This window comes from Roseateles sp., assembly GCF_049240545.1.
In the GTDB taxonomy this organism is placed as follows: Bacteria; Pseudomonadota; Gammaproteobacteria; order Burkholderiales; family Burkholderiaceae_C; genus Paucibacter_A.
Genome location: NZ_JBMLSK010000059.1, coordinates 1 through 10,133 on the forward strand (window position 1 = coordinate 1; position 10,133 = coordinate 10,133).

Sequence of the window (10,133 nt, forward strand, 5' to 3'; positions counted from 1 at the left end):
CGAGGTTGTACTCGGTCTCGAATGAATGCTGGATCTTGAGCGTCTTGCGGGCCAGTTCGATCGCGTCATCCTGATCCTGCTCTGCCGATGCCTCAATACGAAGGGCAACGCCCGTGCTGCCGCGTGGCCGGAACTGTGCGCGGCGCAGACGGATTTTCTCGACCCCAAGGGACGACAGATCATCGAAGGTCTCCAGGCCTTCGCGCAGTTCATTGAGCTTGAAGCGGGTCTTCTCGATTTCCTCAGGCTGGATCTCACGGCCAACCACATGCTTGCCGAACAACTGCAGCACGGTCTGGTGGTTCTTGGAACCGCCCTTGACCACGCTCTCGATAACGCCGGTAGCCGGCTGGTAGACGACCGCCGTTTCCAAGGCGATGCGAGTGGTCTGCCGGTTGAACTTGTTTTCGGTGAAGTGCGCCAGCGCCGTGATCGGACCTTCCACATAGATGGTCAGCTGCACACTGCCATCAGCAGCATGGACGCTCTGCTCAATGTGGGTGCTTTTGCCCGCGCCAGATTTTTCGAAGAGCTTGGCCACCTCATGGCTGAACGCCTCCAACTTCTCCCGCTCGTTGGTCAGGTCCAGGCCAGCCTCGATGCGGTGCTTCTTCCAATACTTGCCGTTGGCCTTCGCCTGGAAGGCCAGATGCAACTCGACGTCACGGAACAAGTGATCACGGGCGTGAAACACCCACAGCGCCTGTTCGCGCGGGTCCCGACTGGCAAAAGCATCCAGCGCCTCCTGATCCGCAGCGCACGCCGTATGAAATTCATTGCTGGCCAGATCGTTGGACAGCAGATGCACGCGTCGCAGGTCGTCATGCCAAAGGTGCAAGTCTTGCCCAAGCGCGGACATTTCCTCGTCGGACATGCCGTCTGCACCCATCGACGCATGCAGCGCTTCGATAGCCGCATTGACCATGGCAGGCAACGTCTCGGGCGGACTATCCCAGTCAATGGTCAGGCGGGGGGCAATCGGATGCGCGTCTGTGAACTCGCGCAGCGTGGGCATCGAGACATGGCGCAGAAAGTGGGCTGGAGAAAAGATTTTCAAAGTGATGGGTCCTCATTGGTACTTGCGCACAAGGCCAACCAGGACGCCAAAAATCTCGAGCTTGCCGTTGGGCCGAATCACTGGGTAATTCGGATTGGCAGGCAACAGGTGATATCCGTCTTTGTCTCGTGCAAGTGTTTTTAGAGTGAATTGGTCATCAACGACCGCGACCACGATATCTCCCTGCGTGGCTTCGGTCTTGCGCTCCACGACGGCCAGATCGCCGTCATGAATGCCGGCGTCCACCATGCTGTCGCCTTTGACGCGAATGAGCACCGTCTTGTTGGGCTGCTGAATCAGGAAGCGATCGATGGTGATCTGTTCATGAACGTCGCTGTCGGCCGAAATTGGCATGCCGGCCGGCACGGGCTGGGTTGCAATGGCACGATCAAAAAATCGTTCGCTCGGCGCCCAGTCCCCATCGGAGGTGCGCTCCAGCATGCCCGTGCCCTCCAGCCGCTCCAGAACCTTCTTGACCGCCGACTTGGAGGCGAAGCCCAGAAGGCTCATCAGACGGGCGTAGGACGGCAACACCCGATGCTCGGCGTAGTAGCCCTGCAGCGTGGCGAGGTGTTCGTGGTCGTTGATAGCTTTCTTCACGGCACCCATTGTAGAGAACGTTCGTTCTCCATGCAACCGATGGCATTCGGAGTGAACTTTTGGTCTGGTTTTGGCAATTGCCCTCAACCTTCCGCACCTGTCCGAAACCTCCTGCTGGCCTTGCCATGGTCCCCTGGAGACAATTTTTTCCTTCGATCGTTGAACATCAAGGACTGGCAACCAATGCAAGAAATCAACCGCCGCCCGCCCGAATCCATAACCGTTTCAGAGCGCATGGATGAGGTGGCTGCCCTGCTGGCAAGGGGCATTTCCCGTGTGTGGGATCAATCTGTCGCGAAGTCCGCAAATGCGGCCTCCAAGAGCCATTTAGGACTTGGCTATTCCGGCCACCAGAGCGTTCATACGGACCCGTCAACCAAAGTCACGGAGTCCAAATGACCACCACGCAATCACCCTACGTCACGTCGCCCTCGGTGCTGGCGCAAATCGCCGGATTGCCCGACCTGTCGATGATCGACATTAAAGCGCTCTGGAAAGATCTGTTCGGCAAAGACACGCCGACCCACAACCGCCAGTTCCTGGAGCGCCGCCTGGCCTTCCGGCTACAGGAAATCGAGTTCCGCAAGATCGATCGCAACATGGTCGACCGCAACAAGCGCCGGATCCAGGCGATCATGGATTCGGGCCAGAACAAGAAACTGGAACGCGACTTCCATCTGATGGCTGGCACGCTCCTCACCCGCGAGTACCAGGGCAAGGAATACCAGGTCATGGCCACGGTCGACGGCCAGTATGAATTCGAGGGGCGCCCGTACCGCAGCCTCTCGCGCATCGCCAAGGAGATCACCGGCACGGCATGGTCCGGCCCCGTTTTCTTTGGACTGAAGGCCAACGCACCGTCCAAGCCAGCCGCGAAGAAGGGAGCACGCAAATGAGCGAGGTTCTCAAACGCCGCCAGCGATGCGCCGTGTACTGCCGGGTCTCCAGTGACGAACGGCTGGACCAATCCTTCAACTCCATCGACGCCCAGAAGGAAGCCGGCCATGCCTACATCGCCAGCCAGCGCAGCGAAGGCTGGATTCCGGTGGCCGACGACTACGATGATGGCGGCTTCTCGGGCGGCAACATGGAGCGTCCCGCCCTGCGCCGATTGATGACCGACATCGAGGACGGCCGCGTTGACATCGTGGTGGTCTACAAGATCGACCGCCTCACCCGCAGCCTGGCCGATTTCTCCAAAATGGTCGAGGTGTTCGAGCGCGCGGGTGTGTCCTTCGTCTCGGTCACCCAGCAGTTCAACACCACCACATCCATGGGCAGGCTGATGCTCAACGTCCTGCTGTCTTTCGCGCAATTCGAACGAGAGGTCACGGGTGAGCGCATCCGCGACAAGATCACGGCGTCAAAACGCAAGGGCATGTGGATGGGTGGTGTGCCGCCGCTGGGCTACGACGTGAAGGACCGGCGCCTGATCCCCAATGAGCGGGAGGCCAAGATCATCAAGCACATCTTTACGCGGTTCGTTGAACTGGGCTCCACCACCAAGCTCATGAAGGAGTTGCGCATGGACGGCGTCACGTCCAAGGCCTGGACCACCCAGGACGGCAACGTCCGCGAGGGCAAGCTGATCGACAAGGGGCTGATCTACAAACTCCTGGGCAACAGGACGTACCTTGGCGAATTGCGCCACAAGGAAGAATGGTTCAAGGGTGAGCACCAGCCTTTGATCGAGCCCAGCACCTGGGAGGCCGTGCAGTCCGTCCTCAAAATCAGCCCTCGCACCCGGGGCAACAACACCCGGGCCACCATTCCATTCCTACTCAAGGGCATCGTTCAGGGCGCAGATGGGCGGGCCTTGACCGTGGCCTGGAGCCGTAAAGGCAGCGGCAAGCTGTACCGGTACTACATCCACACCCGTGAGAACAAGGAGCATGCCGGTGCGTCCGGTCTGCCACGGCTGCCCGCAATCGAGCTGGAGGCCAACGTGGTGGCGCAGATGCGCCGCATCCTGCGCGCGCCCGATCTCAAAACCCGGGTGGCCCAATACATGACCGCACGGGATCCGCTGGTCAATGAGGCCAGCGTATGCATTGCCATGCTGCAGATCGACAAGATCTGGGACCAGCTGTTCCCGGCAGAGCAAGAGCGCATCGTCCGCCTGCTGATCAAGAAAGTGGTGGTCACGCCCCACAACATCGAAGTGCAGTTCATGCCGAATGGCCTGGAGCGGCTAGCCGCTGAATTGAATCTGCCTGCCCCCAAAGAAGCAGTTGAGGTGGCCGCATGAACGAGATCACGATCAAGGCGACCGGGGAAGCCGATGTGGTCAGCGCCAGCAATGGCAGCATGAACGTGACCATCCCGATCAAGATCATCCGACGCGGCCGGCGCAAAGCCGTGACCCTGCCGGACGGCACTGCCGTGCAACCGCGCGCCTGGGACAACCAGCCCACGCCGATGCAAATGGCGTTGGTCCGTGGGCATCGGTGGCTGGCCATCCTGGAGTCCGGAAAGGCTAGGAATCTGGCCGAGGTTGCCGAGATGGAAGGGATGGACCGGGCGTACGTAAGTCGGATGATGAACCTCACCACGCTGGCACCTGACATCGTGGCTGCCATCCTGGACGAGTCATTGCCGGACCACGTCACCTTGTTCGATCTGGCTTCTGGCACGCCATTACTGTGGGATGAGCAGCGGGCACTGCTTTGTATTTAACTTCGAAAAGCCGCGAACATTAAGCAAATCGCGGGTGACCGATGTGATCCGGGTCCCCTTGATAACGTGATCATTTGGATCTGCGCTGCCCAGAAGCTTTATGAGGTCCATTTACGTGGTGCTCCCCAAGTGCTTGAATTGCTGGCTCCACTAGCGAAGCACGCGACAGCCCCGACAGGACCCCACACGCCTCAACCGTACCGACACCCGCGCAGCTGTTTCGAAGATCGAGTAATTGCTTTTGCAAAGACTTCAGTTCTTTGATGCGGATCGTCACATGCTTGATGTGCTCATCGACCAAGTCGTTGATCACCGAGCAGTCGTGGGGCGGCGAATCCTTGAAACGCAAGAGCGTGCGGACCTCCTCCAATGTCATATCCAGGCGACGACAGTGGCGTACGAAGGACAAGCGCTCAACATGTGCTGGCCCGTAAACCCGGTAGTTGCCCTCTGTCCTGTCGGTTTGCGGCAGCAGGCCTTCGCGCTCGTAGTACCGGATGGTTTCCACTTGCGTGTGAGTTGCCTTGGACAGTTCTCCGATTTTCATAACAACCCCTTGGTCTGCTACATGCTCAGAATTGGAAAAATTCTAGCCCCTTGACACTAAAGTGGCTACAGGGTTTCTAATATCCACATGAGCCAAAGATCAGACATCCTCCCCTGCGCAGACCAACCGGAGCAGACCCCCGCCAGCACGTTCTGCTGCGGAGAGTCAACTTGCGCCTCTGCGTTGTCGCCCGTTCAAGACCCCAGCGTGGCTTCGTCAGCGCCGGTCGGGAGCAGATTTCGAATCGCCAACATGGACTGCTCGTCAGAAGAGTCGGAGATCCGACGAGCCTTGGACAAAGTTGTCGGAATCCATGGACTACATTTCAATCTTGGGGAGCGCGTCCTGACGATCAGTGCCGACGTGGTCGCCATCCCACCAGCTCTGGAGGCCATCAAGAAAGCTGGTTTCAAGCCGGAGCCCTTGCCCCAGGAAACAGGCAACCATCAAGTCCCTGCTGGGTTTTGGTCATCGTGGGGGAAACTTATCCTAGCACTCGGCTTAGCGCTGATCGCCGAAGCGATTGCATTTGCATTTCCGACCAATCAATGGATCTCCGCCATCGGCATGGTCTTGGCGTTAGGTGCAATTTTCTTGTCGGGGTTTGGCGTGTACGCCAAAGGCTTGGCAGCCCTGCGTCAGGCGCGGTTGAACATCAATGCGCTCATGACGGTAGCCGTCACCGGCGCTTTCTTGATTGGCCAATGGCCAGAAGCCGCCATGGTCATGGCGCTATACGCCATTGCAGAAGCCATTGAAGCGCGCGCAGTCGATCGCGCGCGTGGCGCAATCAAGAGCCTCCTTGCCATGTCCCCCGAGTTGGCCGAAGTTCGGCAAAACGACGGCACATGGATTCGGATGAACGTCAAGTTGGTCTCGTTGGACTCGGTTGTTCGCATCGCTCCGGGTGAACGAGTTCCACTAGATGGCACCATCACCGTCGGTCAAAGTGCAGTGGACCAATCGCCCTTGACTGGAGAAAGTCTGCCCGTAGACAAGACGCCGGGCGACGAGGTTTATGCCGGGACGATCAACCAAGCAGCAGCCCTTGAAATCCGGGTCACGTCTCTGGCCTCTGACAGCACACTCAGTCGGATCATTAAAGCGGTCGAAGAGGCCCAAGCCAGCCGCGCGCCAACCCAGCGCTTCGTAGATCAATTTGCTGCAATCTACACGCCAGCTGTCTTTGCTCTTGCACTGTTGGTCGCTTTGCTGCTGCCTTGGGTCGCAGGAGTCACATGGTTGCAGGCAATCTACAAAGGCTTGGTTTTGCTGGTAATCGCCTGTCCTTGCGCGCTGGTCATCTCCACGCCTGTCTCGGTGGTGAGTGGGCTGGCCGCCGGGGCACGGCGCGGTATTTTGATCAAAGGTGGCGTCTATCTGGAAGAAGCACGCAAAATTAAAGCTGTGGCTCTGGACAAAACAGGGACCATCACCGAGGGCAAGCCCAAACTTGTGGCATTTGAGGCTATTGCCTTGGATGAGCCCCGAGAACGCCTTGAGCGTTTGGCAAAGAGTCTGGCTTCACGCTCGGATCACCCCGTCTCGAAAGCGATTGCCCAGGGCCTGACTGAATCTACTCAAGAGGTCCTTTCGTTTGAAGCCGTTGCGGGTCGTGGGGTCCAAGGCGTTATCGACGGGCACCCCTACATCCTGGCCAACCACCGTTGGATCGAGGAGCGCAATCAATGCTCTCCAGAGTTGGAAGCTCGGCTCGCTGAACATGAGGGCGCAGGAAGAACCGTGACCATTCTGGCAAATCGAGATCGGGTGATCGCACTCTTCGCGGTGGCGGACACGATCAAAACATCGTCGACACAGGCCATCGCTCAATTGAAGACGCTTGGCGTCACACCCATCATGCTGACGGGAGACAATGCGCTGACAGCAAAGACGGTGGGACACAAGGCCGGAATTTCTGAAATCCGGGGCAACTTGCTGCCAGAAGACAAACTCAAGGCGATCGAAGAATTTCAGGGTCAGTACGGCGTGACGGCCATGGCAGGCGATGGCATCAATGATGCCCCTGCACTGGCAAAGTCAAACATCGGATTTGCAATGGGTGCGGCTGGAACCCATACAGCGATGGAGGCCGCAGACATCGTGGTCATGAACGATGATCTGCGCAGATTGCCCGAGACGATTCGCCTGTCCAAGCAGACCCATGTCATTTTGTGGCAGAACATCACTCTCGCTTTGGGAATCAAAGCGGTGTTCCTACTGATGGCTATCTTTGATGACGCCTCCATGTGGATGGCTGTATTCGCTGACATGGGTGCGAGCTTGTTGGTGGTCTTCAACGGACTGCGTCTTCTCAAGGCAGTCAAATGAGTGCTGTCATCCGGATACCATCGAACTGCAGTGGCCTCAGGAATCATGAGGTCAAGGACCTGGCAAGTGGCCTTCGAAGCCTAAAGCTACTACACTATCAGGAATGAAAAAGTTCTTGGCAATCTTTTTGCTGGTTCTGTTGCCCTTGCAGTTCAGCTGGGCAGCAGTGGCTGGCTATTGCCAACATGAGGCCGGTGTGACTGCCAACCACCCTGGACACCACACCCACGACCATCAAGCAGCTGACAACCACGAATCTGGCAAAGATGGCACTGCATCAACTGGGGTACACCACGACTGTGCGACATGTCATCTGGGTTGCGCAGCTGCGCTGACCAGTGATCTGAAGACGCCCATAGCGGCAACGGGTCAGGACCATCGATCCGACGACCACGTCAACCCCACTCCGGCCCATACCGAGCGCCCCGAACGGCCGCAATGGCCCAGGCTTGCCTGATCGGCGAGCCTCGGGTTTCCACTTCCCTTTTTTCGAATCCCTTGTGCGCTGACGCGCGTGACGCATTGAGCGTTGTGCACTAAAGCCCGCGACCTTTGCGTCGCCGCTCGCTGATCTCCCTGGTTGTTTTCACCATTGGAGATGAGTCATGCGTTTGAGTGAAAAAAAGACAGCCCCCCTTCGATTGGTGCTGTCGGCCATTGCATTGAGTTGTGGAGTCCTGAGCGCCCATGCACAAGGCCATACCGATGCTGCGCCTGGTGGCGCAGCGTCATTGAAGGAAGTTTTCGAGACAGCCTGGCAGAGGCAACCCGAGGCACGCGCACTTCAATCGCGCCGTGACGCCGCGCAGGCCCAAGCCAAAGCCGCTGGGCTGCTCTCGCCTGAGGCACCCTCACTGGAAATCAGTCAGCGATCGGACCGGACGACTGGCAACAACGGCGCGCGTGAAGCCGAGATCGGTATCGCGGTTCCCATCTGGCTACCCGGGCAGCGCACGGCCAGTGCCGAGTTGGCTCAGGCTGAAATCTCATTTGTTGAGCGCCGAGTCCTTGCCTCCCAATTGCGGCTTGCCTCTTCGGTCAGGGACGCCTGGTGGAGCTGGCAGCGTGCTCGGGTCGATGCAGAGCTGGCGCGCGAGCAGTTGACCAATGCCAGACGACTGGCCGCTGACGTTGCCAAGCGGACACAGGCAGGTGACCTGGCACGGTCAGACCAGCACCAGGCAGAGGGCGCCGTGGCTGCGGCTGAAGCGCTTGCCGCTCAGGCACAGGCTGCATCAGCCGTTGCGTCTGCACAGCTTGCTGCGCTCACGGGTGGGGTCGCTGCGCCTGACTCGATCCACAACGGAACAGGTGAACCGTCACCTGTTCCGTCTCAAACTGCCCGTCATCCGCTGCTTGCAGAGTTGGAAGACCGCATCGCCGTTGCCGAGCGCACGGCCAATCTGATCAGCACCCAAAAGCGCGCCAACCCCGAACTGACGGTCGCCACCACGCGAGACCGAGGAGCTTTTGGAGAGCGGTACGGCCAGACTGTGCTTATCGGCGTTCGAGTTCCCTTTGGCGCAGGCCCCAGGTATGACGCTCGTGTCGCGACGGCGCAGGCCGAAGCCATTGAGGTGCAGTCCCAACTCACCCTCGAGAGGGACCGCATTCAAGCCGATCAGCGCGGAGCTGCGTCACGCGTGGAGGCCGCTCGCACACAACTCGACGCCGCCCAGCGAAGGGCCAGGCTGGCCAGAGAGTCACGTGGCTTTTTTGACAAGTCATTCAGGCTTGGAGAGACCGATCTGCCAACCCGCTTGCGCATCGAGGCTGAGGCCGTCGAAGCAGAACGCCAAGAGGCCCGCAGCCGAATCGATCTGGCCAGCGCCATCTCAGCGTGGCGGCAGTCCTTGGGCTTGCTGCCCCAGTGACGTTGACGCCCCCCAAAAACTCAAGGAACACCATGAAGCTCATTCATTCAACAGCGGCCACTCTGTTGGCACTGTTACTTACCCTGTTTATCCCATTGGCTATCGCAGGCCCTGGACACGACCATGGCGACACAGCCCCGCAAGCCACAAGTTCCGCGCTGCCTCGCTTCACTGCAGTCTCAGAGGATCTGGAACTGGTCGGCATCGTCAATGGGAAGCTGATCACGCTTTATCTGGACCGCTTTAAAGACAACAGCCCGGTCAACGACGCCCAAATCGAAATTGATATCGCTGGCAGCAAATACCAAGCGCAAAAGCATGCCGATGGCGAATACGAGGTCACTCTTAAAGAACCGCTTAAACCTGGCGTGATGGCAATCACCGCAACGATCAACGCGGGCGAACTGATCGATTTGCTTGCCACCGAACTTGATTTGCACGCAGATGCAGATGCGCCAGGCATCCGCGATGCATGGAAAGCTATTGCCATGTGGATCGGTGCCGGTTTGCTGGCCATGATAGCGCTGGGCGCGATCGTCCGCTTTCGTCACCAAGCTCGTCGCGCATAAGGGGGAATCCACATGAAACTCAAAAACACTTCGAACAAACTCCGCTGGTTGGCGCTCTGCACAACTTTGAGCCTCGCAAGCGCAGGAATGCCGTCTTTCGCTGGTGAAGGTCATGACCACGGCGCGGCGCCTGCACTAGCAAACGCAAATGGTCCGCAGCGTATGGCCGATGGCAGCGTATTTCTTCCCAAACCAGCCCAGCGACAGCTCAATTTGAGAACACTGGCAGTGGAAGTTGCCGATGTACCGCGCTCGTTCGAACTCAATGGCCGGGTTTTGATGGACCCCAATGCGGGCGGGAAGGTGCAGCCAATCAACGCCGGACGGATTGAACCGGGTCCCAAGGGATTGCCCACTGCCGGACAAGCAGTGACAAAGGGCGATGTGCTGGCCTATGTGGTCCCGGCGGTGGCACCACTAGAGAGGGCCAGCCAGTCGGCTCAATTGGCCGAGTTGCGTGCTGCCAAGTCCCTGGCCGA

11 protein-coding genes and 1 pseudogene are annotated in these 10,133 nt (G+C 58.8%); 9 read left to right on the plus strand and 3 right to left on the minus strand.

The features are described 5' to 3' along the window. Both ACOVRJ_RS03655 and lexA read right to left on the minus strand, forming a co-directional pair. On the minus strand, window positions 1–1,057 hold a 1,057-nt coding region (locus ACOVRJ_RS03655; protein ID WP_422042546.1), incomplete at its 3' end, for a glycine hydroxymethyltransferase. A gap of 12 nt (window positions 1,058–1,069) precedes the next feature. Continuing rightward, the gene (lexA, locus tag ACOVRJ_RS03660) at window positions 1,070–1,657 is read right to left on the minus strand and encodes a transcriptional repressor LexA (RefSeq protein WP_422042547.1); all 588 of its coding nucleotides are present in this window, start codon (window positions 1,655–1,657) and stop codon (window positions 1,070–1,072) included. Between the two features lie 159 nt (window positions 1,658–1,816). Here lexA and ACOVRJ_RS03665 point away from each other — a divergent pair, with 159 nt between their 5' ends. Genes ACOVRJ_RS03665 through ACOVRJ_RS03680 form a run of 4 tightly spaced genes read left to right on the plus strand, consistent with a single transcriptional unit; the run spans window position 1,817 to window position 4,333 of the window. Further along, window positions 1,817–2,056 carry a hypothetical protein gene (locus tag ACOVRJ_RS03665; RefSeq protein WP_422042548.1) on the plus strand — a complete coding sequence of 80 codons (240 nt, stop codon included), beginning with the start codon at window positions 1,817–1,819 and terminating at the stop codon, window positions 2,054–2,056. Then, window positions 2,053–2,553: a DUF2924 domain-containing protein gene (locus tag ACOVRJ_RS03670; RefSeq protein ID WP_291925231.1), complete on the plus strand. Its 501-nt coding sequence runs from the start codon at window positions 2,053–2,055 to the stop codon at window positions 2,551–2,553. Before ACOVRJ_RS03665 ends, ACOVRJ_RS03670 begins: the two co-directional genes overlap by 4 nt. After that, entirely contained in the window at window positions 2,550–3,905 is a 1,356-nt protein-coding gene (locus ACOVRJ_RS03675; RefSeq protein ID WP_422042549.1) for a recombinase family protein, read from the plus strand. The genes ACOVRJ_RS03670 and ACOVRJ_RS03675 overlap by 4 nt, the downstream gene beginning before the upstream one ends. Then, window positions 3,902–4,333, plus strand: a complete 432-nt coding sequence (locus ACOVRJ_RS03680; RefSeq protein WP_422042550.1) for a LacI family transcriptional regulator — start codon at window positions 3,902–3,904, stop codon at window positions 4,331–4,333. The genes ACOVRJ_RS03675 and ACOVRJ_RS03680 overlap by 4 nt, the downstream gene beginning before the upstream one ends. A gap of 70 nt (window positions 4,334–4,403) precedes the next feature. Here ACOVRJ_RS03680 and cadR read toward each other — a convergent pair whose 3' ends face one another. Then, a complete protein-coding gene (cadR, locus tag ACOVRJ_RS03685) occupies window positions 4,404–4,880 on the minus strand; it encodes a Cd(II)/Pb(II)-responsive transcriptional regulator (RefSeq protein WP_422042551.1) in 477 nt (158 codons plus the stop codon). 87 nt (window positions 4,881–4,967) lie between these two features. Between cadR and ACOVRJ_RS03690 the strand changes: the two genes are divergently transcribed. From ACOVRJ_RS03690 to ACOVRJ_RS03710, 5 genes and pseudogenes are all read left to right on the plus strand, one after another. Further along, window positions 4,968–7,211: a heavy metal translocating P-type ATPase gene (locus ACOVRJ_RS03690; protein ID WP_422042552.1), complete on the plus strand. Its 2,244-nt coding sequence runs from the start codon at window positions 4,968–4,970 to the stop codon at window positions 7,209–7,211. Between the two features lie 103 nt (window positions 7,212–7,314). Next, window positions 7,315–7,668 carry a cation efflux protein, CzcI family gene (gene czcI / locus ACOVRJ_RS03695; protein WP_366510636.1) on the plus strand — a complete coding sequence of 118 codons (354 nt, stop codon included), beginning with the start codon at window positions 7,315–7,317 and terminating at the stop codon, window positions 7,666–7,668. A gap of 148 nt (window positions 7,669–7,816) precedes the next feature. Further along, on the plus strand, window positions 7,817–9,085 hold the full coding sequence (locus tag ACOVRJ_RS03700; RefSeq protein ID WP_422042553.1) for a TolC family protein: 1,269 nt from the start codon (window positions 7,817–7,819) through the stop codon (window positions 9,083–9,085). A gap of 32 nt (window positions 9,086–9,117) precedes the next feature. Next, a complete protein-coding gene (locus tag ACOVRJ_RS03705; RefSeq protein WP_422042554.1) occupies window positions 9,118–9,654 on the plus strand; it encodes a hypothetical protein in 537 nt (178 codons plus the stop codon). Window positions 9,655–9,741: 87 nt separating this feature from the next. Further along, window positions 9,742–10,133 (plus strand): annotated as a pseudogene (locus ACOVRJ_RS03710) (efflux RND transporter periplasmic adaptor subunit); the annotation flags it as partial.